The organism is Streptomyces iconiensis, from assembly GCF_028657195.3.
Taxonomy (GTDB): domain Bacteria; phylum Actinomycetota; class Actinomycetes; order Streptomycetales; family Streptomycetaceae; genus Streptomyces; species Streptomyces iconiensis.
The window spans coordinates 1-24,158 of the sequence record NZ_JANCPR020000019.1 but is presented as its reverse complement, the minus strand read 5'-3'; the positions used below and the strand labels follow the sequence as shown (position 1 = coordinate 24,158).

Annotated in this window: 17 protein-coding genes and 3 pseudogenes; 6 read left to right on the top strand and 14 right to left on the bottom strand. The window is 70.5% G+C overall.

The genetic code is table 11. The annotated features are described in order from the left end of the window. Nucleotides 1–7: 7 nt before the first annotated feature. Nucleotides 8–775, bottom strand: coding sequence for an SDR family NAD(P)-dependent oxidoreductase (locus tag NMN56_RS19830; RefSeq protein WP_274045939.1), 768 nt, complete (start codon nucleotides 773–775; stop codon nucleotides 8–10). Nucleotides 776–831: 56 nt separating this feature from the next. Between NMN56_RS19830 and NMN56_RS19825 the strand changes: the two genes are divergently transcribed. Further along, on the top strand, nucleotides 832–1,821 hold the full coding sequence (locus NMN56_RS19825) for an ArsR/SmtB family transcription factor (RefSeq protein ID WP_274045940.1): 990 nt from the start codon (nucleotides 832–834) through the stop codon (nucleotides 1,819–1,821). 60 nt (nucleotides 1,822–1,881) lie between these two features. Here NMN56_RS19825 and NMN56_RS19820 read toward each other — a convergent pair whose 3' ends face one another. Next, on the bottom strand, nucleotides 1,882–2,562 hold the full coding sequence (locus NMN56_RS19820; protein WP_274045941.1) for a TetR/AcrR family transcriptional regulator: 681 nt from the start codon (nucleotides 2,560–2,562) through the stop codon (nucleotides 1,882–1,884). A 152-nt stretch (nucleotides 2,563–2,714) separates the two neighbouring features. On the opposite strand from NMN56_RS19820, the gene NMN56_RS19815 reads away from it, so the two are divergent. Together NMN56_RS19815 and NMN56_RS19810 are read left to right on the top strand one after the other, a co-directional pair. Then, complete coding sequence (locus NMN56_RS19815; RefSeq protein ID WP_274045942.1) at nucleotides 2,715–3,641, top strand: NADP-dependent oxidoreductase; 927 nt, start codon at nucleotides 2,715–2,717, stop codon at nucleotides 3,639–3,641. 127 nt (nucleotides 3,642–3,768) lie between these two features. Continuing rightward, nucleotides 3,769–3,895, top strand: a pseudogene (locus tag NMN56_RS19810) (IS5/IS1182 family transposase); the annotation flags it as partial. A 233-nt stretch (nucleotides 3,896–4,128) separates the two neighbouring features. On the opposite strand, the gene NMN56_RS19805 reads toward NMN56_RS19810, so the two are convergent. Beyond that, nucleotides 4,129–4,290 (bottom strand): SDR family NAD(P)-dependent oxidoreductase, encoded by a 162-nt coding sequence (locus NMN56_RS19805; protein WP_280842883.1) that lies wholly within the window; start codon nucleotides 4,288–4,290, stop codon nucleotides 4,129–4,131. A gap of 90 nt (nucleotides 4,291–4,380) precedes the next feature. Then, nucleotides 4,381–4,509: a hypothetical protein gene (locus tag NMN56_RS19800; RefSeq protein ID WP_274045943.1), complete on the bottom strand. Its 129-nt coding sequence runs from the start codon at nucleotides 4,507–4,509 to the stop codon at nucleotides 4,381–4,383. Nucleotides 4,510–4,697: 188 nt separating this feature from the next. On the opposite strand from NMN56_RS19800, the gene NMN56_RS19795 reads away from it, so the two are divergent. Then, nucleotides 4,698–5,924, top strand: a complete 1,227-nt coding sequence (locus tag NMN56_RS19795) for a flavin-containing monooxygenase (RefSeq protein ID WP_274045944.1) — start codon at nucleotides 4,698–4,700, stop codon at nucleotides 5,922–5,924. 769 nt (nucleotides 5,925–6,693) lie between these two features. Here the strand turns inward: NMN56_RS19795 and NMN56_RS19790 are convergent. From NMN56_RS19790 to NMN56_RS19775, 4 genes are all read right to left on the bottom strand, one after another. Next, nucleotides 6,694–7,350, bottom strand: coding sequence for a TetR/AcrR family transcriptional regulator (locus NMN56_RS19790; RefSeq protein WP_274045945.1), 657 nt, complete (start codon nucleotides 7,348–7,350; stop codon nucleotides 6,694–6,696). A gap of 29 nt (nucleotides 7,351–7,379) precedes the next feature. After that, nucleotides 7,380–7,778, bottom strand: a complete 399-nt coding sequence (locus NMN56_RS19785) for a hypothetical protein (protein WP_274045946.1) — start codon at nucleotides 7,776–7,778, stop codon at nucleotides 7,380–7,382. A gap of 326 nt (nucleotides 7,779–8,104) precedes the next feature. Next, on the bottom strand, nucleotides 8,105–10,660 hold the full coding sequence (locus NMN56_RS19780) for an AAA family ATPase (RefSeq protein WP_280842882.1): 2,556 nt from the start codon (nucleotides 10,658–10,660) through the stop codon (nucleotides 8,105–8,107). 18 nt (nucleotides 10,661–10,678) lie between these two features. Next, the gene (locus NMN56_RS19775; protein WP_274045948.1) at nucleotides 10,679–11,338 is read right to left on the bottom strand and encodes a TetR/AcrR family transcriptional regulator; all 660 of its coding nucleotides are present in this window, start codon (nucleotides 11,336–11,338) and stop codon (nucleotides 10,679–10,681) included. 70 nt (nucleotides 11,339–11,408) lie between these two features. Here NMN56_RS19775 and NMN56_RS19770 point away from each other — a divergent pair, with 70 nt between their 5' ends. Next, a complete protein-coding gene (locus NMN56_RS19770; RefSeq protein ID WP_274045949.1) occupies nucleotides 11,409–12,923 on the top strand; it encodes an MFS transporter in 1,515 nt (504 codons plus the stop codon). A gap of 102 nt (nucleotides 12,924–13,025) precedes the next feature. Here the strand turns inward: NMN56_RS19770 and NMN56_RS43260 are convergent. The 4 genes and pseudogenes from NMN56_RS43260 to NMN56_RS19755 form a co-directional block, all read right to left on the bottom strand. Beyond that, nucleotides 13,026–13,373: pseudogene (locus NMN56_RS43260) on the bottom strand (S26 family signal peptidase); the annotation flags it as partial. A 132-nt stretch (nucleotides 13,374–13,505) separates the two neighbouring features. Next, nucleotides 13,506–14,115: pseudogene (locus NMN56_RS19765) on the bottom strand (ATP-binding cassette domain-containing protein). Nucleotides 14,116–14,326: 211 nt separating this feature from the next. Continuing rightward, nucleotides 14,327–14,950: an NADPH-dependent F420 reductase gene (locus NMN56_RS19760; protein ID WP_274045950.1), complete on the bottom strand. Its 624-nt coding sequence runs from the start codon at nucleotides 14,948–14,950 to the stop codon at nucleotides 14,327–14,329. A gap of 180 nt (nucleotides 14,951–15,130) precedes the next feature. Further along, nucleotides 15,131–15,865: an SDR family NAD(P)-dependent oxidoreductase gene (locus NMN56_RS19755; RefSeq protein ID WP_274045951.1), complete on the bottom strand. Its 735-nt coding sequence runs from the start codon at nucleotides 15,863–15,865 to the stop codon at nucleotides 15,131–15,133. 261 nt (nucleotides 15,866–16,126) lie between these two features. On the opposite strand from NMN56_RS19755, the gene NMN56_RS19750 reads away from it, so the two are divergent. Next, nucleotides 16,127–16,768: a TetR/AcrR family transcriptional regulator gene (locus NMN56_RS19750; protein WP_274045952.1), complete on the top strand. Its 642-nt coding sequence runs from the start codon at nucleotides 16,127–16,129 to the stop codon at nucleotides 16,766–16,768. A 427-nt stretch (nucleotides 16,769–17,195) separates the two neighbouring features. Here the strand turns inward: NMN56_RS19750 and NMN56_RS19745 are convergent, their stop codons facing one another. Further along, nucleotides 17,196–20,264 (bottom strand): type I polyketide synthase, encoded by a 3,069-nt coding sequence (locus tag NMN56_RS19745; protein ID WP_274045953.1) that lies wholly within the window; start codon nucleotides 20,262–20,264, stop codon nucleotides 17,196–17,198. 66 nt (nucleotides 20,265–20,330) lie between these two features. After that, nucleotides 20,331–24,158 (bottom strand): SDR family NAD(P)-dependent oxidoreductase (locus NMN56_RS19740; protein ID WP_283742498.1); only part of this gene is annotated, 3,828 nt, incomplete at its 5' end.

Genomic DNA, 24,158 nt, shown 5'->3' with positions numbered 1-24,158 from the left:
TCATCCTTCAGTCCACCGGCCCGCCGGCGACGTAGATGACCTGGCCGGAGACGAACCCCGCGCCGGGACTTACGAGGAAGGAGGCGGTATGTGCGATGTCGTCAGGCAGGCCCACCCGGCCGACCGGGATGGACTGCTCCGCTCTGTGCCGGAACTCCTCGAAGCTCAGGCCGAGCCGCCGGGCCGAGGCCCTGGTCATGTCGCTCACGACGAATCCCGGCGCGATGGCGTTCGCGGTCACGCCATGCGGGCCGAGCTGGAGAGCGAGGGATTTGGTGAACCCGAGCACACCCGCCTTCGCGCTGGCGTAGTCGACGCGGCCGGCATCACCGACAGCGGAGACGCTCGACATGTTGACGATGCGTCCCCACCCGGCCGTCACCATGTGCGAGCAGACGGCCCGGGTGGCGAAGAAGGGGCCGCTGAGGTTGATCCCCAGGACCGTCTCCCACTGCTGCGTGGTCATGTCCACGAGGTCAGCACGGGGTCCGATGCCGGCGTTGTTGACCAGCACCATCGGCGGTCCGAACGTGGCGGCGATCCGGGCGACGGCCGCAGTGACCGCGGCCTCGTCGGCGACATCGGCGGCGACGGCCAGCGCTGAGCCGCCGACACTTGTGATGGCCTCCACGGTATCGGCGCAGTCCGTCTCGTCCAGATCGATCACGCCGACCGCCAAGCCGTCGCCTGCCAGGCGCCTGGCGACAGCGGCGCCGATACCGCGGGCAGCGCCGGTGACAACCGCCGTCCGCCGCACATGAGTTGTGGGTGTCATGGGAGGAAGTCCACGGCATCGGCGTTGCGTCGCCAATCGATGTAGCGTATGGCTTAATGATCAGCTTTGTGCTTGGCGTCGAGGACCTCGCGGACACCTCCTTCGCCCTCTCGCCCCTGCACGAGACCCTGTTCAGCCTGCGGGTGCTGCAGGATCCGGGTCTGTCGGCGCTGCATCTGCCCTGGCGCAGGTCCGTACTTGGCAGGCTCGGCACGCTCGACACCGGTCTGCTGATGTCCTTGGTCGCCCAGCGGCGTACCCTCCCCGACTTCCTGACCCCGAATCCCGCGAGCTTCGCGCCGGCCTTCGAAGAAGAACTCTTCGCCGTCCGTCAGGCGCCCTGCGCGCGAGTCCGCCACGACCTGCTGCTCGCGCACGCGCCCGACCCTCTTCCCGAAGCGCTCCGCGACGCCACCGCAGCCGAAGACGCACCTGTCGCCAGACTCCGCGACGCCATCTGCGATCTCCTGCGGCAGTACTGGGAGGTGGCCATCGAGCCGGTGTGGGAGCAGATGCGGCTGGTGCTGGAAGCCGACATGACCTACCGCGCCCGCCAGCTCGCCCTGGGGGGCGCCCGACTGCTGTTCGCCGACATGCACCCGAACCTGCGCTGGCAAGACGGAGAGCTGTACATCCACAAGATGATCAGCAGGAACCGGGTTGCGGCATCCGGCCGGGGGCTGCTGCTCCTGCCGTCCGTGTTCGCACACAAGCCCGCGCCGCCTGTGAGCCCGGACGAGCCGCCGAGCCTCGTCTATCCCAGCCGGGGAGTGGCCACGCTGTGGGGCTCGGAGATACCGACCGTCGACACAACGGCCCTGGTGTCTCTGCTCGGTTCATCCCGAGCGAGACTGCTCGGCCTCCTGGAAGAGCCGCTGCCCACCGTAGAGCTCGCCCGCCGCCTCAGGGTCACCCCAAGCGCTGTCTCCCAACACCTGCGCGTCCTGCACTCCACAGGACTGGTCACCCGGACACGTGACGGTCGGCATGTGCTGTACCGGCGAAGCGCACTCGGCGACCGGCTCACGACCACCGCGAACTCATGACAGCTGAGGTCCACATGCCGATCAGCCACCGGATCAGGGAACTTGTCTTCGGCAATCCGGTCATCCCGTTCGACGCGGTGCCCTGTACAGGTCGTCGAGGCGGAGTGGTGCGGGTTCGGGCAGCGGTGTGTCGTCCGTCGGCCGACAGGACTGGAGGAAGTAGGCGAGCAGGCGGCGGGACGCGGCCATGGAGGCCGCCGGGGAGTCCCGCAGGACGCCGTTGTTGGCCAGGAACAGCAGTGTGATGTCGCTGCTGTCGAAGTCCTTGCGCAACTGCCCGGTGTCCTTCGCACGCTGTACCAGCCGGGCGAGGCGCGACTCCGCGCGGGCACGTTCGCGCTGGACGTCGGGCGCGTCGGGGAATGCGGTGAGAAACGCGGCACTGAAGCCGCGGTCCTCGGCCTGCATCCGGCACACCTCGGTGAGGACGGTGCGAAGTCCGCGCCAGGGATCGTCGTCGTTGAGGGCCTCGTCGACGGCCGCAACGCACTGGCCGAGTTGTTCGGAGAACGCGGCCGAGATCAGCGCGTCGCGTGTCGGGAAGTGCCGGTAGAGGGTGGCGGCGCCCACACCGGCTCGGCGGGCGATTGCGCTGGAGGGCACGCCGGTGCCGTCGAGGGCGTACGCGTCGCGAGCGGCCTGGAGGAGCCGAGCACGGTTGTTCCGGGCGTCGGCTCGCTGCCCCGGGGCGGGGGCGCCGGCGGGGGAAGTGGACGGGTTCCGAGACAGTCGGTCAGGCATGTCTCCCACTTAAGCACAAACGGAAGAGGTCGACCGTTTAGCCGGTTAGCGTGACGTGAGGCTGCGGGCTTCCGCGGTCGGCTCCCGGCCGCGTAGGTGAGCGGCTGTGGGTTCTCCTGTCGAATGACGTGCCGTGTGTATGGAGGCTGTCCGTGTTTGCTGTGCAGTACCACCGCTATGGCGGTTCCGAGGTTCTTGCCGTCGAAGAGGTCGAGGAGCCGCACGCCGGGCCCGGCCGGGTCCGCATCGCCGTGCGTGCCACCGGTGTCACCCCCGCCGACTGGTACCTGCGTTCAGGGATGTTGCAGGACTTCGTCTCCCTGGGCTTGCCCCACATACCAGGCATGGACGCCGCGGGCATCGTCGACGAGGTGGGGGAGGGGGTGACCGGCACCGCCGTGGGGGATGCGGTCTTCGGCCTCGTTCCCTTCGTGGACCAGGGCGGCGGCGCGGCCGAGTACGCCGTGCTGGAGGCGTGGGCGCCCAAGCCCCGGTCGTGGTCCTTCGGGGAAGCGGGTGGCGCCGCGGGCAATATCGACACGGCCACGCGTGTGCTGGAAGCCTTGGACGCCGCCGAGGGCATGACCTTGTTGATCGAGGGTGCCGCCGGCGGTGTCGGTACCCTCACCGCGCAACTCGCCCTGGCCCGCGGCCTCACCGTGATCGGCACCGCCAGCGAGGGCAATCACGGCTTTCTTGAGGGGCTCGGCGTCGTACCGGTCACCTACGGCCCGGGCCTGGCCGAACGCGTTGCCGCCCTGGCTCCGCGCGGTGTCGACGTGGTTCTGGACGCGGCCGGCAAGGGCTCCCTCGCCGAACTGGTGGCCATCGTCGGCGACCCGCACCGCGTGGTGACCATCGCGGACTTCGACGCCGCTCGGCACGGCGTACGGTTCGCCCGCTCGGAGGCAGGAGAGTCACCGGGCTGGGCAGGGCTGCAGTTGGCGGCGGACCTGGCCGATCAGGGCCGCCTCACCGTCCCCCTGCACGCCACGTTCCCGCTGAAGGAGACCGCCGCGGCCCATGACGTCAGCGCCGCAGGCCACGCACGCGGGAAGATCGTCATCACCGTGCCCTGAGTGATCGTCTTTGAACCGCCCCGTACGTGAGTCCGTGGATTCTCCAATGCGCCGCGTTCCAAGCAGCGCGTCGATAGCGGCTTTGGACGTCATTTCGTTCGGTGCGATCTTGCGGCTGTCTGGACCGGTGACTGCATCGCTCGTTGAGCGGATGGTGGCGGACGACCTGTGGGAGTTTGTCCGAGCGGGTGGTCCCACCGGCTCCGGAACGTCCGCAGGGCGGTGGCCGGCGGCGGCACGGTGACCGGGAGGTCGGCCGACGGCCTGCCAAGCTCCACGGAGACAAAGGCTACGACTACCCCGATGCTCTGTTCGGCTGTCGGGGCGGCGGGGGAGACGGACGCGTTGTTGACGAGGACGTCGACCGGGCCGGCCTGCTCCGCCAGGGCGCTGCCCGAGTCGAGGCCCCCGAGGTCGGCCGCTACGAAGCGCCCCGGTGTCGGGCCCGTTCGGCAGGTCGGCGAGCGCCCTGGCGCCGCGTTCGGCGCTACGGCCCGGAGACGATGACGTTCGCGTCTTGGCGGACGAACAGGCGGGCGGCCTCCAGGCCGATGCCGGAGGTGGCGCCGGTGATGAGAGCGGTTCGACCGTGCAGTTCCCCTGACGGCTTCTCTGCGGGGGAGGTGTGGTCCTTTTCTTCTTCGATCACGCTCAACCTGCTGTTGGTGTGCCGGGACCGCGCCACGGGCCGCTGCCGCCTCCTTCGGGAGGAGGCCAGGCGGGTGCGGGCTGCGGAGTGTCAACGACGCGCGTGGACGGCGTAGTCGGCGCGGATTTCGGCCCACTCGCCGAAGACCACGGGGGACCGGGTCAGTTCGGGCAGTCGCTCCATGAGCGGGCGGCGGTACTCCCGGTAGCGGCTGGTCATGGGTTGGCGAGCGGCGTGATCGTGGGGTCACCTGATCGGGTACGTCTCGCAGCGGGTCGGTGAACTGCCGGCCGCCCGGAGATGGGTGGGAGCTCCCGCGGGGGCCGCATGTTCTCGCCTCTCCGGGACAGCTACGTCGTCTCCGCAGCCACCCTGCGAGGGGCACGGAGCGGCCTACTCTGCGCGCGATGAACCACTCGGCTTATGTCACTACGCCCTTTCCTCCCGTCGCTGTCATCGGCGCCGGCCCCAGCGGCCTGGCAGCCGCAGCGATATTGCGCCGTGCGGCAGTGCCCGTAACGGTCCTGGAACGCGCCGAGCGTGTGGGGGCGAGCTGGGCACGGCGCTACGACCATCTGCAGCTGCACACGACGCGCGGGTCTTCTCACCTGCCCGGCCTGCGTCTGCCCCGGCGGTGCGGGGCGTGGGTGGGACGCGACGACTTCGTGCGCTACTTGGAGCGTTACCGCGCCCACCACAGGCTCGACGTGCGTCTGAACACCGTGGTGCACCGGATCGAACCCCACGACGGCGAGCACAACGCCCCGTGGCGGGTCCACACCTCCGGCGGCACGCTCACGGCGTGTGCGGTGGTGGTCGCCACGGGGCGATGCCATACGCCGTACATGCCGCAGTGGCCCGGCCGTGAGGGATTCTCGGGGGCGCTGCTGCACGCCGCCGACTACCGCAATCCCCTTCCCTACCAGGGGCGCACGGTGCTGGTGGTGGGGGCGGGGAACAGCGGCACCGAGATCGCGGCCGTACTGAGCGAGCACGGCGCGCGCCGGGTGTGGCTCTCACTGCGGACGCCGCCGAACATCCTGCCGCGCAGCTCCAGCCGTGGTCATGTGGCCGGGCGGCTGACGGAGTTCCTGCCCACGGCATGGCGCGACCGCTCGTCCTTGCTGACGCAGCGCTGTGCCGTACCGGATCTGACGTCCTTCGGCATTCCCCTTCCTCGCTCCGGCGCGTTCAGCCGAAACGAGGCGGAGGGCGTCAATCCGGTACTGGACCACGGATTCGTCGCCGCCGTGCGGTCGCGGCGGGTGCAGCCGGTCGCCGCGGTCGAGGGGTTCGACGGATCGCACGTCGCCCTGGCCGACGGCACCCGGCTGACCCCAGACGTCGTGATCGCCGCAACCGGCTACCGCCCCCAACTGGGAAGCCTGCTCGCTGCCCCCTCAGTCCTCAACGACGCTGGGTACCCCCTCGTGCGCGGACCTCAGACGTGCGCGACAGCGCCCCATCTCTACTTCACCGGTTTCAGTAATCCATTGAGCGGAGCGCTGTACCAGGCCGGCGTTGAGGCACGGGGCATCGCCCGCGCCGTGGCTCGGTGGGCCCCCTACGGTTCGATTCCCCCGCCCCGCCGCCCGGGGCGCACCTCCGGACGGAAGACGGATGAGACGCGCTGACTGCTGATCCGTATGGGCCGTGCAATCGCTGAGCGCGGAGCAGACGCAGCCCGGCATCCGCGACGCAGGTGACTGTGAAGTGGCCCAACTGGGAGCCCCCCAGGCGGCCGGTGCACTCCGTGCCAGTGGCGCCGTGCAGTTCGATCCCGTCCGCCCGTCCGCCCGTCCGCCCGTTCGGCCAGGCCCGCGCGAGTGGGTGCACCTGGGGCCGCAGGGTCAGCGGCGTGGCGCGGTCGTATCCGTTCCCGGAGTGCACGGCGGCCCGGGCGAAGCCCGAGAAGCGGGCGTACCGGCCCGCGATCACCGGCCCGCGACCGGTGGCGAACGGGCCCGGTTGCCGCCGATGCCGGCAGGAGTAACGCACTCTGCCGCGCGTGGAAGTCAACTCCGAGAGGGGCCAGGGGTTTTCACAGCCCCGGGAGCAGAGCTGCTGCTTCAGGGCATCGCGCACGGCGTTCGCGCTCTCGACGTTCCCGGCCTTGCCGTCAGCGCCGTGGACGAACTGAGCGCGCAGCACGCGCCCAGACCGTGTCCCGCCGTGTTCCGACAGAGCCGGACCCCGAACACGGTCCGGCATCCCGGCCGTTGAGGGCGGCGACGCGTACGCCGCGATACGGGTCCTGCCACTCGGGCCGCAGCCCCGACTTCGACGGCCGGCCGCACGGTGCTGCGGGTCAGCGAGCCGTCCCGGGCTGCGGGACCACAGCGGCCGTCTCCCGCGCGGACTCGCGCCGACGGGACAGCCGGAGGGTGTCTCTTTGATCGGGCTCTAGCTGGTCGAAGGGTGGCGAGTGGCCGTTTGAGGGAGGCTGATGGCCGCGACGATGAGGTCGGCGAGGGTGTCCGCGTAGTGGTGGACGTCGGCCTCGGGACGGCCGTGGAGATAGGTGAGCATCGTGTCGATGGCTCCCTGGTAGGTGACCGCCATGACCCGGGTGTCGAAGTCGCGGAGTGTGCCCTCTTCCTGACCGCGCCGGAACAGGGCTTCCTGGCCTTGGTAGGTCTGCTCGTAGTCGCTGAGGCCGAGCCGTGGGGTGCCGTCGGCGTGACGCAGGTTGGTGCTGATCTGCCGCATCGCGGTCAGCTCGGCCTGGTGCGTCGTACCCAGACTGGCCGCACGGTGAATCGCGGCACGGATGACCTCGGGGATCGGATCGGTCAGGACGAGAGAGTCTGCGACGGTCTGCCTCATGGTCGCCAGGGTGGTCCTGGCGGCCGTTTCCATCAGGTGGTCCTTGTCCGTGAAGTAGTGCGAGACCAGGCCCTTGGAGACCTCCGCCCGCTCGGCGATCCGGGCCAAAGAGGCACTCTCGTAGCCGAGTTCGGCGACCACCGCGATGGTGGCCTTGATGATCTGTGTCCGACGTACTTCCTCGCTGAGGCGCTGGCGGGTGCGCGGGCGAGGCTCTGAGCGGGGTGTGTTCACAGCACCATTCCTGGGGAGTCGATGCGCGGTCAGCGGCGTGCCGAACGGCGGACCAGGATGATCAGTGCCGCCATCCAGAGAGCGATCGCCACCATCTCGACCCGCATCCACTCCGGGAAGACGTCCGGCAGGGCGGCTTCCACCAGGTTCACGACGAGCAGCGCCGCAGCGATGACGCCGAGTGCCCGTACCGCCCTGGTGCTGCCCGACCGGGCCGAACGGAGACGCACCAGAAGGAGGACCGCGAAGAGCATGACGATCACGGCGTGCCCCCATGCCTCCTCGGTCGCCTGCCCGGGGGCCGTGAACGCCAGGAGCGCCAGCGCCACGACGGTTGCGGCCATGGCTGCGACGTAGCTCCACACCAGTGCGCTGACGGCACCGAGCCGATGAGGTGCGTGTGCTGGTGCCCCAATGCTGTTGACCATACGGTCAATAATATTGGCCGTATGGTCAATGTCAACACCTCCCGGGTCCGCTGCGTGGGAACCGGTCCTGGCCATGACCGCCTCGAAGGCGGACGCGTCACCAGCCTGACGGCGGTGACGCGAACGTCCCCCGTGCCGGTGCCCCCGCATCGCCACGAGCGTGGCATCGCCCACCAGCGGGACATCGCCGCGAGCGAGCCGCGCTCAACGTCCGCGCCCGTACCGCGTCACGTCCGGCGTCCCTTCCCCGCATCGGCCGCCGCCGATGACACCCCGAAGAGGGCAGCGCTACGAGCGGGCGCCTCTTCCCCGTGCCCTGGCCCAGCTCACGGACGAGCACATGAGCGCCGCTCTTCTCGGCCATTCCCATGGCCGCACGCAGATGCTCCCGAGCCTGCCGGGCGGTGCCCGTGCGCAGCAGCTCGCGGCCCCAGGTCGCGCAGGGCGCGGGCCTCGTCGAGGGCGGCGCCGGACTCCCGGAGGAAGCCGACAGCTTCTCCCAGGACCGCTGCTCTCCCGTCGCCACGGGTGAGCAGGCCGAGTACCCGCAAGGCTCTGCCGATGGCGTCCGGCGCACCCCAGCCGCGGGCCAGCTCCAGCTCCTCCTGGAGCAGCCGCTCGGCGACGGCGTGGTTGCCGAGGTGCGCGTAGGTCAGAGCGGCTTCGGAGCGCCAGGGGTACGCGGCGGGGTTCGACCAGCCACGCGCCCGCAGTTGACGGCCGCACTCCTCCAGGTCGGCCAGGCCCGCTTCGGCCCGGCCCACCGCGACCTGAAGCCGCCCCCGGTGGAACAACAGCGCGGGAACCAGCACGTCGGGGGTGTGGGGTCTGTCGTCGAGAAGCAGTCGCTGGGCGCCTTCGAGGTCGCCGGATTCGAGGAGGGTACCGCCCAGCCGGCAGCGGGCCTGTGCGGATCCGAGCCAGTGGCGGCCGGGTCCGTACTCCAGTGCCTCGCGGCCCGCGTCCTCGGCCTCCTGGAGGCGGCCCGTCCGGAAGGCGCACTCCGTGAGCACCGCGAGGGCCAGCGCCGTCACGCTGCCGGAACCCTCGGCCGTCGCCTTGCTCAGGATCGTGCCGCACGCTTTCGCCGCCTCCTCGTGCTCGCCCGCGCGTGACAGGACAAGGAGGAGTGCGAGACGTACGGCGGCATGGGCGTTGACGGATTCGACCGGCTCGCTGAGTCCGAGCCGGGCATGCCGTACCGCCTCCTCGCGCCGCTCACCGTCCCATTGGGCGCACACGGCCGACAGGGCGGCGCGGGAGCGCCGGATCCAGGGGATGGCGGTGGCCTCCGTGAGCACCGTTGCGGGCGTCCGCTGTGTGCTTTTGCCGTCGAGCAGGGTGAGCAGGCCGCTTACGGCGGAGATCCCGGCGCTTAACTCCTTGTCCGCAGAGGCACGTTCGAAGTCCGCCACCTCGTTCTCCATGACCCGAAGAGCCGCAGCGACATCGCCGGTCAGGCAGATGGCCTGCGCCAGGTCGACGAGTGCGACGGCCCGCCGTTCGTCGGGCTCGGGGGCAAGGCCCAGAGTGCGGTGGAGCACGGCGACTGCGGCAGCGGGGTCCTCGGCGAGTTCGACGTGGCCCAGCCGCCGCAGCAGTCCCGGTTCCTCTCCCGGCCCGCACTCTTCCGAGCCGCGCTCCAGGCAGGCCCTGGCCCTCTTCAGGTCGCCCTCGGCACGTGCGTTGTCGGCCATGTCGATGAGCAGCCGGCAGGACCAGGGTTCGGCCACCGGCGCGGAACGGAGCAGGTGTGCGGTGATCTCGCTGCGGGGAGCGGCCATGCCGTGCAGAGCTTTGGCGGCCTCGGCATGCAGCCGGGCGCGCTCACTGGGAGGCATCGCGGTGAGGAACGACGTGCGGATCATCGGCCGGCTGAATCCGGTGCCCGCCGGGGTCTCGTCCAGGACTCCGCAGCGGACGAGGGTATGGAGTACGTCGGCAGCCACCCCGCTGGGGATACCGACCAGTTCGGCGACCACGTGCGAGGACTCGACACGGTTCATGACGGCGATGAGGTCGAGGGCCCTGCCGACCTCGGGGAACCACTCCTCGAACCGGGCGACGAGCATCTCCGCGACCTCGGCCGAGCCGAGCTCGGCGATGCGCCCGGCGGACAGATCGGCCGGACCGATTCCGCTGCGCCGCATTTCGCGCAGGAGGGCCCGCACCAGCAGGGGATTGCCGCCGGTGGCCTCGTGGCAGGCGCGTACAAGCTCCGTGTCCAGCGGTTCGCCGAAGGCGGATGCCAGCAGATAGCCGACGCTGTCGGCGTTCAGGCCCTGAAGCACCTCGCGCCGGTGGAACTCGGAGGCCACGTCGGCCAACGACGCGGTGCCGACGGGCCGTTGGTCGGCGTTCTTCACTTCGGAGTGGTCCCACGCCAGGGTCGCGACGAGGGCGACAGGCCGGCCTTCGAGGCTGTTCATGAACCGGCCGAACCAGTGGAGCGAGTGCGCGTCGGCCCATTGGGGGTTGTCCACGACCCTCAGCAACGGAGCCCGCGCGGGGAGCTCGGCGACGAGACGGTGCGTAGGGAGCGTGGCCGCGTGGCCCGGGGCCGCTCCGCCCGCTTCCGCCGCGCATACGGGGGAGACGGCACCGGGTAACTGGTCGTGGACCTGTTGCTGCAGGCCGTACGGCAGGGCCCGTTCGGCCTGGAGAGCGCGGGCGAACATCACCTCGAACCCTCTGCTCCGGGCGGCTCTCAGCGCGGCGCGCACCAGATGGGACTTACCGGCGCCGATACCGCCTTCCAGGAGAAGGCTGGCTCCCATTCCGGAAGCCGCGGATGCCAGCACCCTTCCCAGGGCGGACAGTTCGACGTCTCGGCTGAGCAAAGCAGCACTTCCTCGCCTTGTAGCCGGGCGACCCCGGCGCACCCGAATGTTGACCCGCGGTCAGGTACCGTCCACGCCCCCGCTCCGGACGCGCCACTGCTCGGTGGCCACCCCGCCGAGGACCAGCTTGACCACGTCTTCCGCGAGCGTGGCCGTGACGGGAAGGTGGGCGAAGAGCACCCGGTAGTACGTGGTCGAGGCCAGCATGTCCAGGAGCAGGTCGATGTCGGCGTCGGCGCGGATGTCCCCCCGCTGGATCCCGCGCCGCAGAGCCTCGGCCGTGGAGGCGCGGCGCGGGTGGAAGAACTTGTCGAGGAACGCCGATTCCAGCTCCGGGTCGTCGGCGAGGTCCGCGACCAGGGCTGGCAGCGTGCGCCGCCCCACCGTGGTGGTGAACGCCTGGCTGAGGGTGCCGATCCCGGCGATGAGGTCGCAGTGCGTGCACCCGGTGTCCGGGGTGGGCTGGGTGCCGATCGTCGTGGCGAGAGCGTCGACGACGAGGTGCTGACGGGACTGCCAGCGGCGGCGCAGGGCCGGCTTGCTCGTACCCGCACGGGCGGCGACCGCCTCAAGTGTCAGGTTGGCGTAGCCCGTTTCGCTGAGGATCTCCATCACAGCCTTGGGTACGGCCGCGTCGATACGTTCGTCCCGCGGCCTTCCGGAGCGCTGCCTGGCGGCCGGTCGCGCGCCTGCCGGGGTGCCGTTCGGGGTGTTCACCATCGCGCCAGTATAGATATGCTTCCGTTCCGTTCCAATACGGAACGGAAATATCTCGCGAGGAGTGACCGCCATGTCTCAGCATGTCGACGAGGCGACGGAGGGACCAGGCGACCGCCCCGCACCATCGGCCGCCACGGAACCGAAGCCGACGGAGAGCGTCTTCGCCGGCCCTTACAGGACCCTCACGTTAGGCGTCGTCCTGTCGGTCGGCATGGTCGCGTTCGAGTCACTCGGTGTGGCCACCGTCCTGCCCGACATCGCCCGGAAGCTGGACGGTCTGGGGGCCTACGGCTGGGGCCTGTCCGCGCTGATGCTCGCCAACATCATCGGCACCGTCCTCGCGGGACGGTCCGCCGACCGGGTCGGCCCGTGGCGTGCTGCCATGACGGGCATGGCCGTCTTCGCGCTGGGCTGTGCTGTGGCGGGAGCGGCCACGTCCTGGCCACTGTTCCTGCTGGGCCGGTTCGCGCAGGGCCTCGGCGTCGGCGCCGTGATGGCCGTGGCGTACACGGTGATCGGACTGGCGTACCCCCAGGACCTGCGGGCCCGCATGTTCGCGCTGCTCTCGTCCGCGTGGACGATCCCCTCGCTCATCGGCCCCGTCCTCGCCGGCACACTCGCGGACGCCACCACCTGGCGTGCGGTCTTCCTGCTCATGCTGCCGCTCATCGCCATCGCCGCCGTACTGACCCTTCCTGGGCTGCGCAAGCTCAACCGTCCCCGGAACGCGGGCGCCGTACCGGGAGCCGTTCCCGCACCGGCCGGCGTTCCCGCGCTGCCCTGGTGGAAGGGGCCGCTGACCGGCGCCGTCCTGCTCACCGCGGGTACCGGCCTCCTTCTCCAGGCGCTGCTGCTGAAGAACTTCGCGCTGCTCGTCCCGCTCGCCCTGCTGGGTGTGGCCATCGCCGTGCCGGCGCTGCGTCAGGTGACACCGAAGGGCACTCTCGGCGCGCGCCCAGGGCCCGGCGCCGGCATCGTGATCCGCGGCCTCCTCTGCGGCGTCTACTTCGGCAGCGAGGCGTTCCTGCCTCTCGGCCTCCAGGAACTGCACGGCGTGAGCGCAGCCCAGGCCGGTCTCGGACTGTCCGCAGGCGCGATCACCTGGGTGGTGGGCTCGGCGCTCCAGGCGAAACGGGACGGCAGGAACCAGGGCAGCCGCACCGGCAGCGTCGCCCTCGGCTTCGTCGTCCTGCTGGCCGGTGTCGCGGTGATCGCCCTGGCCATCCTCGTCGAGGCCGTACCGTCCTGGATCGCCGTGGTGGGCTGGGGAATCGGAGGCATCGGCATGGGCATCGGGTTCAACGCCGCGACCACCGACACCATGGAGCAGGCACCCGCCGAGCGGCAGGGCGAGGTCAGCGGGGCACTGCAGCTCGCGCAGACCCTCGCCACCGGCCTGATCGCCGGTCTGGGCGGCGCGGCCATCGCCATCGCACAGCACTACGACGCCGACATCCGCACCGCACTGTTCGGCATCTTCGCCCTCACCGGAGCCCTCGCCCTGAGCGGCGTCCTCCTCGCCCGGCGTCTGCGCCCCGCCCCCACCGCTGCCGACGCCGTCGGCAGCCGGCCTCACGGGATCTGACCGCGCGTCAGCACCGGGTGTGCACCCGGTGTCCGCATGGCCGCAGGGTCTCGAATGTCCCCAGACGACCGACTGGCGGATCCCGCACAGCACCACCCCGGTGATCTGGTCCAAAGGGACGGGCCCCTTGTGGCGGGAGTCGCGGCTGACCTCACGGTGGTCACCGGGTACGAACACGTGACCAAGGGGCACGATGCGGGGCAGGGGAGCGGGGGGTGTGGCATGCGGTGGGTTCGTGAGGCGCAGGTGGTGCGACACGTCGTCCCAGGGGAGGGCCACGACACGGTTGAGCACGCAGGTGGCCACGGGGTGGCCCTCGATGGTGTCTTCCACGTCGTGGGAGCCGGGGCCTGTGCGTAGCCGGATCGCGACGACTGCCCCTCGGCGTATGAGCCTTGTGGGTGCCTTGACTGCCGGCAGCCGGTCCCCGTCGCGGTAGGTGGGCGGCATGCTGGTGCCGGTGACATCGAGGAGAACGCACGTCCTTCGTACCAGGAAGGCGGCGAGCGTCATCAGGGCCACGATTGCTGCGGCAGTGGTCAAAGCGGTGGGCACGTAGGCTCCTTCCGGGCACATGGAGGCTCAGGCGCCGAGGCCGCCGCCGGCAAGCGCAGCCTCGTCACCGTACGGGTCCGTCTTGTCCGGCACCGGCGTGACTTCTTCGCGGTAGTTGCGGGACTGGCGAGTGAACAACCGGTGGTACGTACCCTGTTGGGCGATGAGTCGCCGATGGTCGCCGCGTTCGGTGATCCGGCCGTCCTCCAGCACCGCGATGGTGTCCGCGTCCCTGACCGCGCTCAGCCGGTGAGAGATCAGCACGCTGGTCCGCCCGGCCCGATGCGTCCGGAGCCGAGTGCGGATCTCGTACCCGGCGTCGGGATCGAGGCGCGATGTGGGTTCGTCCAGGACCAGCAGGTCCGCGTCGGCGCGCAGGAACAGCCGCGCGAGCCCTATGCGCTGCCACTGCCCGCCCGACAACACGAGCGCTGAGTTCGCCTATCCCAATGTTCTCCCTCGCGCTGAGGTCATGGCGCATGGGTTCCTGGAAGGTGGCGGCGATGCGCTCGCGGAGTTCACTGGGCGGGATGTCCCGCAGGTCGGTGCCGTCCCACAGGATCCGGCCCCGGGTCGGGTCGTAGAACCGGCATAGCAGCTTGACCAGAGTCGACTTACCGGAACCGTTGACTCCCACGAGCGCGATGGCCCGCCTGCCTCGATCCGCAGGCTCACGCCCCGCAGCACCCAGGGCAGGCCGTGTCCGTAGCGGAACCACACGTCCTCGATCTCGATGGCGTTACGCAGGGGGCGGGCGACCTTTGGGTGCTGGGGGGCGGGGATGTCGGGGCCGAGCCCGATCACGCATACATGGACGCCCTGTCCGCCGACTGCCCGCCCCCGGGCGCTCAGCCGGTGAATTCGTTGACGCCGAGGGCGAAGTCCCAGTGGCCAACCCCGTTGCTGGCGAGGCCCACCGTTACCACGCCCACTCCTTCCAGCCAGTGCGCCATTTTCAGGCCGCCGACGTCCAGCGGGCGCAGCCCGAGGCTCTCGATGAATGCCGCCACGCCCGCCTTGGCCTGCGCGTTGTCGCCGGCGATGAGGACGTTGGGCCGGCCCTTCTCCAGGACGTTGCGGAAGATGGTGTTGAACGCCTTCACCACGTCGGCGCCGGCCGGGGCCACCTTGGCGACTTCCTGCGCGATCGAGGTCTCTTCGCTGTGGGCCAGTCCGTCGAACGTGGCGTTGAAGGGGTTGCTGATGTCGACGATGACCTTGCCCGCGAGGGCGTCTCCGTACTCGGCGACGACCGGGACGACACCGTCGTACAACAGGGCCGTGATGACGATGTCCCCGGCAGGGACGGCGCCCCACTTGCCCGTCGTCGCGCCGCCGCCCAGAGCCTTGGCCAGGTCATCGGCCTTGGACTGATCGCGTCCCATGACCTCGACGGTGTTGCCGCCCGCCACCGCGAGCGTGCCGAGGGTACGGGCCATGTTCCCCGTGCCTATGAGGGTGATGCTGCTCATGAGGTGTGCTCTCTTCCTGTTCACGAGGTGTCGCGCTGTCCCGCTCACGAACCATCGACGGCACGCGGATTCGGTGACGCCCGCGCAACACTTCGGATGTCGCGGATGTCCGCGTCCGAGATCAGTTCGTGGTGGCGACCGGGTTGTTGTGGGGTGTGTCCGCGGCGTTCCTGGCGTGGGTCAGATGGCGGTGGTGCCGCCGTCGGTGACCAGTTCCAGGCCGTTGACGTAACTGGAGTCGTCGGAGGCGAGGAACAGGGCGACGGTGGCGATTTCTTCGGGGCGGCCCATCTTTCCGCGGGGGATGAGGGATTCGAACGCGGCCTTGGTCTCCTCGTCGAACAGCTCTTCCTGTTTGGCGGTGGCGACCTGGCCGGGGGTCAGGACGTTGACCCGGATCTTGCGGTCGCGCAGTTCGTTGAGCCAGACGCGGGCCCATGCCTGCTGGAGGGCTTTGCTTCCCGCGTAGAGGCTCCAGCCGGGGAAGGCGCCGAGGGAGGCGTTGGATCCGGTCATGAGGACCGAGCCGTTGTCGTTGATCAGCGGCAATGCCTTCTGCACGGTGAACAGGGTGCCGCGTGCGTTGAGCCAGAAGGCGCGGTGGAACTGTTCCTCGGTGATCTCGCCGAGGACGGCGGGTTCGCCCGTCCCGGCGCTGGCCCACAGCACGTCGATCGAGCCCTTTTCCCGCCTCACGGTGTCGTACAAGCGGTCCAGGTCGTCCAGTTCGGCCGCGTCCCCCTGGACGGCGGTGACGTTGCGGCCGATCAGCTTGACCGCGTCATCCAGTGCTTCCTGCCGCCGGGCCTGGATGAAGACGTGCGCTCCTTCCTCGACGAACAGTTGGGCGCCGGCCAGTGCCATGCCGGTGGATCCGCCGGTGATCACCGCTACCTTGCCATCGAGCTTTCCCACGATCACTCCGTTGCATTGATGGCTGTCCGAAGCAGTTCGGTCTTACATATACCAAGCTGTGTACGTAACGTATCCGGGGGCTGACCGGAGCGCAAGCTACGTACACCGGTCGGTACCGACTCCGCCGTGGGACGCCCGGTGCGCCATGACGCACCGACGAGCACCGGACCGCTCGCACCCTGCGGAATCTCCGTCATCGCGGAGGGTGCACGGTCCAGGCATATGTAGACCGGTCCGTACCGAACGGTCTAGGCTGGAGGCATGACGGAGTTGGAGAAGGGCCCCCTGGGCCGGCGCCGCGGCAGGGGCGCACGTGAGCGCATCCTCAGTGCGTCACAGCAGCTGTTCCGCGACCAGGGCATCAACCGCACCGGGATGGACCAACTCTGCGCCGTGGCCCAGGTGTCCAAGCGCACCGCCTACCAGCACTTCCCCAGCAAGGACGAACTCGTCGCCGAATACCTGCGCCGATTCGATCCCGACGTCATGCCCGGAGTGTTCGACCGCACCGACCTCACACCCCGCGAACGACTCCTCGCCGCCTTCGAGATGCCCGCGTCCATGCCCCTGTGCCCCTACATCGCGGCGGCCGTCGAACTCCACGACCCCCAGCACCCCGCGTCCCAGTACGCACGCGACTACAAGAGCACCATCGCCGCGCGGCTCACCGAAACCGCCCGCGAAGCCGGCGCCACCGACCCCGAACAACTCGGCGAACAACTGGCCCTGCTCATCGACGGCGCCTCGGCCCGCACCCGGGTCCTCAACAGCGAATCCTTCCCCACCGCCGCCGCCATCGCCGCCGTCCTCATCGACAACGCCATCCCCGCGTCGTCTCCCCGGCAGCCCGGCGACGACCGCGGAACCACCGGGTCTGCTCCCGTTCCGGCGGGAGGCCAGTGACGGCCCGATCACGCCTCGCCGGCCGGGAGACGACGCCGGGTTCGGCGCGGCCGGAGCGGTAGCTGCCGGGGCTCGGGCTGGAGAGCGGGCCGCGAGATCTGGCAGCGGCCATCCGTACGTATCGTCGAACTGGCTGTCCCCCCGGCTGTGTCGGCCGGCTTGGTGAGGGCGGAGGACCACTCCGAGCGGCAGGCCGCAAGCTGCCCCAGCAGGCGCTCGTCGCCGAGGGCTTCTGCAGCGCAGTCAGTACTCTGCGGCGCCCTGCGGCACGGATTGTCGAGACGCTGGCTGAAGCGGTACGTGACTCGTCTCCGGCCGCTCCGCCAGGCCCCGGCCCTTGATCGATATCCGGATTGCACAGCTGGGGATCAGCTTGCACGGTAGCTGCCCGCCACCCCCGGAACGGCACCTGCTCCTGGGCCTTATGTCAGGCGACGGACTGCTGTTCGAGGAACTCGGCCACGGACATCGGCGTCGGGTAGTCGAAGAGCAGCACGGGGGACAGTTCGAGACCGGTGGACTCGCAGAGCCGGTTGCGCACCTCCAGCGCGGTGAACGACGAGAATCCGATGTCCACGAAGTTGTCCTCAGCCGCGATCGCATCGGGAGAGGGATGCCCGAGAACGTGGGCGGCATGGATGCGGACCAGGTCCAGCAGACTGTCCCCCGAGTCTGCTCCGGAGTGGGCCGCAGCGGTCGCACCGGACTCGTCGAGAGCTTCCGGGACCGCGTCCCCGGCCGTGAGCGTGCCGGTGGGCCACCAGTAGTGCTGCCGCTCGAAGGGATAGGTCGGCAGCTCCGCGTGCGGCCCGGCCGGGCGCCCGAACCAGGCGTCCCAGTTGATCGCGCCCCCGGCGCAGTGCAGTCGTGCCAGGGCCGTGGACAGGGCGGCGTCCGCCGGTTGTTCGCGTACCAACGTGGGCACCACGACAGGCCCCGACGACGGCAGGCAGGACGCGGCCATCGGCGCGAGAACGGCGTCCGGACCGATCTCGACATAGGCGGTCACCCTGGCGGAAGTCAGCGCGGCGACCACGTCGCCGAAGCGGACCGTGGAGCGTAACTGGCGGACCCAGTAGTCCGGCTGCCGGAGTTCGTCGGGGGTGAGCTGGACGCCGGTGACCTCCGAGACGACCGGGATGCGGGGCGGGTGGAAGGCGAGCGCCGCCACCACTTCGCGATACGGGGCCAGCGCGCCGTCCATGTCGGGGGAGTGGAAGGCATGACTCACCTGGAGGGCCTTGACCCTGCGCCCACGCTCCGAGAAGGCCCCTGCGACCTTGGCCACCGCCGCCGCTTCACCTGAGACCACCGTGGCGGAAGGCCCGTTGACCGCCGCTATGTCCACCAGTCCCGGGTGGCGGGACACCGCCTCGGCCATCTCCTCCTCCGTGGCTTCGCAGGCGACCATCACACCCTCGTCCGGCTGCGCCTGCATCAGCCGACCGCGCGCGGCGACCAGCGCACAGGCGTCTGCCAAAGACAGGACACCCGAGGCGTGCGCCGCCGTCAGGCCGCCGAGTGAGTGCCCGGCGACCCAGTCCGGTTCGGGCGCCAACTCGCCCAGCAGACGGAAGAGCGCGGTCTCGACGGCGAACAGCGCGGGCTGCGCGTACTCGGTACGGTCCAGCAACTCCGCCTCCGGGCTGTTCGGACGCGCGAAGAGGATCTTTCTCAGCTGGTGCGGCAGCAACCCGTCGAACGCCTCGCAGACCTCGTCGAGAGACGCCGCGAAGGCCGCGTGCGAGGAATACAGCTCATGGCCCATGCCGGCCCACTGGCTTCCCTGCCCGGTGAAGAGATACGCGGTGGTCAGCCGCTCCGCCGCGGTACCCCGCACCGCGCGCGGTGCCGGGCTGCCGGACGCCAGCGCGGCCAGGCCCTCCAACTGCTCCTCGCGGGTGCCCGACAGGACGACGGCCCGCTTCGGGAACGCCGTACGCCGCACAGCCAGCGCGTGTCCCACCTCGGCCTGTGTGAGGCCGGGATGCTCGGCGAGGTGTTCCAGCAGGTATCCGGCCCCGGTGCGCAAAGCCGACTCCGTCGCACCCGACAGCGCCCAGGGGGCGGGCATGTCGTGCGGCGAGGATGAGGCCGAGGCGGGGGCGGTGTCGGAGAACTCTTCGAGGATGACGTGCGCGTTGGTGCCGCTGATGCCGAACGAGGAGACGCCGGCCCGCCGGGGCCGGCCGTCAGGGAGCCAGGGCCGCGCTTCGGTGAGCAGCGAAACCGCTCCCGACGACCAGTCCACGTGCGGGGACGGCTCCTCGGCGTGCAAGGTCCTGGGGAGAAGACCGTTGCGCATCGCCATCACCATCTTGATGACGCCCGCGGCGCCCGCTGCGGCCTGGGTGTGTCCGATGTTGGACTTCAACGACCCCAGGTGCAACGGCCTGTCATCCGGCCTGTCCTGTCCGTAGGTCGCAAGAAGCGCGTGGGCCTCGATCGGATCGCCGAGTGTCGTCCCCGTACCGTGCGCCTCGACCGCGTCCACGTGCTGCGGGGTGAGGCGGGCATCGGCCAGGGCCTGTCGGATGACGCGTTCCTGGGCGGGGCCGTGGGGCGCGGTCAACCCATTGCTGGCGCCGTCCTGGTTGGTCGCCGAGCCGCGCAGCACGGCATGGATCCGACGCCCGGCCCGCCGGGCGTCGGAGAGCCGCTCCAGCAGGACCAGACCCGCGCCCTCCGCGAATCCCGTGCCGTCGGCGTCCGCGGAGAATGCCTTGCAGCGGGCATCCGGCGCCAGCCCCCGCTGGCGGCTGAACTCCACCAGCAGGACGGGCGTCGCCATCACCGTCACGCCGCCGGCCAGCGCCAGGTCGCACTCGCCGCGGCGCAGCGCCTGGGCCGCCAGGTGCATGGCCACCAGCGAAGAGGAACACGCCGTATCGATGGTGATTGCCGGACCTTCGAGCCCCAGGTGGTAGGCGATCCGGCCGGAGGCGACGCTGGTGGCGTTCCCCGTCATCAAGTGTCCCTCGAAGCCGTCGGGCACCCGACCGGGAGGGGGAACGTACGCCTGTGACACCACCCCGGCGAAGACCCCCGTACGGCTGCCCCGCAGTGACCCGGGAGCGATGCCTGCCCGTTCGAAGGTCTCCCACGACAACTCCAGCAGCAGCCGGTGTTGGGGGTCGGTGGCGACCGCCTCGCGGGGGCCCATTCCGAAGAACGCGGCGTCGAACTCTCCCGCGCTGTCCAGAAAGCCCCCTTCCCGGGTGTAGGTCGTGCCAGGCCGGTCCGGGTCAGGGTCGTACAGGGCTTCCACGTCCCAGCCCCGGTTCTCCGGGAACGCGGACACCGCGTCGGTACCCTCCCGCACCAGGTGCCAGAGTGCTTCCGGTGAGTCGGCTCCTCCCGGGAACCGGCATCCCATCGACACGATCGCGATCGGTTCGTGATCCCTGTGTTCCAGTTCCTTGACGCGCCGACGGGCCTGGCGCAGATCGGCCGTCGTCCGCTTCAGGTAGTCGCGCAGTTTGTCTTCGGTGTTCATGGCAGCCGCACTCTCCTCTCGATGGGTTGATCGGTTGACGGGGCGGGCCGGGGGGCGCTCCTGCGATCAGGGCGCTTCGAGTTCCTCGTCGAGGGCCTGGAACAGCTCCGCGTCGGTCGCTTCGAACAGATCGCTCGCCGTCCCGGCGCCCTGGTCCCCACCGTCGCCCGACCACGAGACGGCCTCGTCCCACTGCCACAGCGCGGCGCGCAAGCGGTCCCTGATCGCAGGGAAGTCCTCGCTGTCCACGGAGATTCCGGCCAGCAGCCGCTCAAGGTCCGCGGAGTGATCCGCTGTGTTCTGCGGGGCCAGCTGGGCGAGGAGGTGACCGGCCAGCGCGGCCGGGGTCGGGAAGTCGAACGCCAGGGTCGTCGGTAGCCGCAGCCCCGAGGCTGCCCCGATGCGGTTGCGCAGTTCCACCGAGGTGAGCGAGTCGAAGCCGATCTCCTTGAACGCTCGTTCGGCAGCGATGTCGTCTGCCTCCACATGCCCCAGTACCGCCGCGACCTGGTCGCGGACCAGAGAGAGCAGCAGTTGCTCGCGCTCGGCAGGAAGCAGGGTCCCCAGCCGATCAGCGAGCGGGACCGCCGAGACCTGCGTTCCCTGGGCGGCGCGCCGCACCGCGCGAGCCCGTACCACGGAGCGGAGCATCGCGGGAACCGTGCCCTCCTCGGCCTGGGCACGCAAGGCCGCACGGTCCAGCGGGGCCGGAACGAGCAGAGGCCGGTCCGCGGCGAGGGCCGCGTCCCAAAGGGCCAGGCCCTCGGGCACGGACATGGGGAGCAGCCCGCCCCGGCTGATCCGCTCCTGGTCGGCCTCAGCCAGATGTCCCGTCATGCCGCTGGACTGTTCCCACATGCCCCACGCCAGCGAGGTCGACGGCAGGCCGAGGCCCCGGCGGTGCCGGCTCAGCGCGTCGAGGAAGACGTTCGCCGCCGCGTAGTTGGCCTGTCCCGCACCGCCGAGCAGACCCGATGCCGAGGAGAACAGGACGAAGGACCGCAGGTCCAGATGGCGTGTCAGCTCGTGCAGATGCCAGGCCGCATCCACCTTCGGCCGGAGCACAGCGGTCACCTTCTCCGGCGTCAGTGAGGCGAGCACACCGTCGTCCAGTACCCCCGCGGCGTGGACGACCCCGGTCAGCGGGTGCTCCGGCGGGATCGAGCCGAGCAGCCGGAAGAGTGCCTCGCGGTCAGAGGCATCGCACGCCTCGATACGCACGTCGGCGCCGAGCTCGGTGAGCGCGGCGCCGAGCTCTGCCGCTCCCGGGGCCCGCTCACCGCGCCGTCCGGTCAGCACCAGGTGCCGGACACCCCGTTCGGCGACCAGATGGCGGGCAAGCGCGGCACCGAGGGCGCCGGTGCCGCCGGTGATGAGCACTGTGCCGTCGTCCGTGTCGGCGGGCGGTACCGTGAGCACCACCTTGCCGACCTGTCGCGCCTGGCTGAAATAACGGAAGGCGGCGGGCGCCCGGCGAATGTCCCAGGCACTGACCGGCAGCGGCTCCAGAACCCCTCGTTCGAACAGGGCGAGCACGTGGCGCAGTGTTTCCTGGACGCGTTCGGCGTCCATCTCCAGCAGTTCGAAGGCGTGGTAGGACACGCCCTCATGCGCAGAAGCGACCGCCTCGGGGTCCCGCAGATCGGCGATACCCATCTCGACGAACCGCCCGCCGCGCGGCAGCAGCCGGAGTGAAGCGTCGATGAAATCGCCCGTCAGCGAGTTGAGCACGACATCGACGCCCTCGCCGCCGGTGGCCGCACGGAAGCCGCTCTCGAAGTCCGTGGTCCGGGAGGAGGCGAGATGCCCGGCGGAGAGGCCCAGGGCGCGCAGCGCCCCCCACTTGCCGGGACTGGCGGTGGCGAAAACCTCCGCACCGAGGTGCCGGGCCAGTTGCAGTGCCGCCATCCCGACGCCGCCGGCCGCGGAGTGGATCAACAGCCGTTCGCCGGGCCGCAGGTCGGCCAGCTCCACCAGGCCGTGATAGGCCGTCGTGAACACGGCCGGTACGCCGGCCGCCTGGGCAAAGGACCATCCGTCGGGGATCCGTGCGATCAGCCGCCGGTCTGCCACGGCGATCGGGCCCACCGAGCCGGGAACCAGACCGAAGACCCGGTCTCCGACAGAGATATCGGCTACCCCGGGGCCGGTCTCCAGCACAGTGCCGGCGGCCTCTGTGCCCAGCGGTGCCCCGACCGGGACCATGCCCAGGGCGGTCAGCACGTCCCGGAAGTTCAGCCCGGCGGCGCGTACGGCGATCCGCACCTGGCCTTGTGACAGCGGAGCCTCCGCTGCGGGGTGCGGGGCCGCGCACAGGTCGTCCGGCGAGCCTCCGGGTGTCTCCAGCCGCCAGGCGGAGCCGTCCCCCGGTACCTCCAGCGCTGCTTCCGGAACGCTCCTGGTGAGCCTCGGTACTCTCAACTCGCCGCCCCGTACGGCTAGTTGAGGTTCCCCGGTGGCGAGTGCGGCGGGCAGTGCACACAGCGAGGCGGCCTCGTCGTCCAAGTCGACGAGGATGATCCGGTCCGGGTTTTCGGTCGCCGCCGACCGGAGCAGCCCAAGGAGCGGAGCGTTCGCCAGCTCAGGGAAATCGCCCGGCAGGACGGGCGCGGCACGGTGTGTGAGGACCACGAGCGGGCCGTTGTCGTCTGCGTCGTCGGCCAGCACGTCACGGAGCCGGTCGAGCAGATCCTGTACGGCCGCGCCCACCGCCGCCGGTGTGCCGCCGCTCCCGGCCCCGTCCCCGGGCACGCATACCGGCAGCAGGGTCAGTTCGGCATCCCGCTCGACGGGGGCGCCGAGCAGCGACGGCAGGTCGCCGAACGGGCCGACGGGCCCGGCGAGCCGGTACGGGGGGAGAGCTTCGGTGGGCTCCGAGGCGGGCCCGGCGACCTCGACCCACTCCAGCTCGTACAGCGCGTCGGACGCCTGGCGGACGGGGCCGGCGGGCGGGCGGCCGGACGGCGCGGGGCGCAGGGTGAGCTGTTCGATCCGGGCGACCGGTGCTCCTGTGGGGTCCGCGACGGACAAGGTCACGGTGTTCTCACCGCCCTCACCCGGGGCGAGGGCGACACGCAGTGTGGTGGCACCGGTGGCCTGGAGGGAGGCTCCGGACCAGGTGAACGGCAACTGGACGCCTTCGCCGAGGTAGTCCCCCAGCCCCATGGCGTGAAGCGCCGAGTCCAGCAGAGCGGGGTGTATCCCGAAACGGGCGGCGTCGGCATGGTATTCGGGCGCGAGCTCCACCTCGCTGTACACGGTGTGGTCCAGCGCCCAGGCCGCGCACAGGTTCTGGAAGGCGGCTCCGTACGTGTAGCCCAGATCCGCGAGCCGCTCATAGAGGCCATCGGCGTCGAGTTCCGCGGCACCCGGCGGCGGCCATACCTCCAGGGGGGTACCGGCTTGTGCGGAGGCGGGGGCGAGCACGCCGGCGGCGTGACGGCTCCAGACGACCTCCTCGTCCAGTGTCCCGTCGCCGGCAATGTCCGGTCGGGAGTGCACCCTGATCGCGCGCCGGCCCTCGTCATCAGGGGGATCGACGGTCACCTGGAGCCGGACGCCACCGTGCTCGGGCAGGAACAGCGGTGCTTCCAGGGTGAGTTCCTCGACGCTGCCGCAGTCGAGCCAACCGGCAGCCTGGAAGGCCAGCTCCAGGTAGGCGGTGGCGGGCAGCAGGGCGTTGTCGTCGACAGAGTGACCGACCAGCCAGGCATGGTGCCGGCGTGACAGCCGTCCTGAGAGGAGCAGGGTGTCGCCGTCGGCGAGGGTGGTGGCCGCGCTGAGGAAGGGATGGTCCAGGGTGTCCAGGCCCAGGCTCGTGGCATCGCCCTGCGCGGAGGGCCCTTCCAGCCAGTAGCGGTGGTGTTGGAAGGGGTAGGTGGGGAGGTTGTTGGG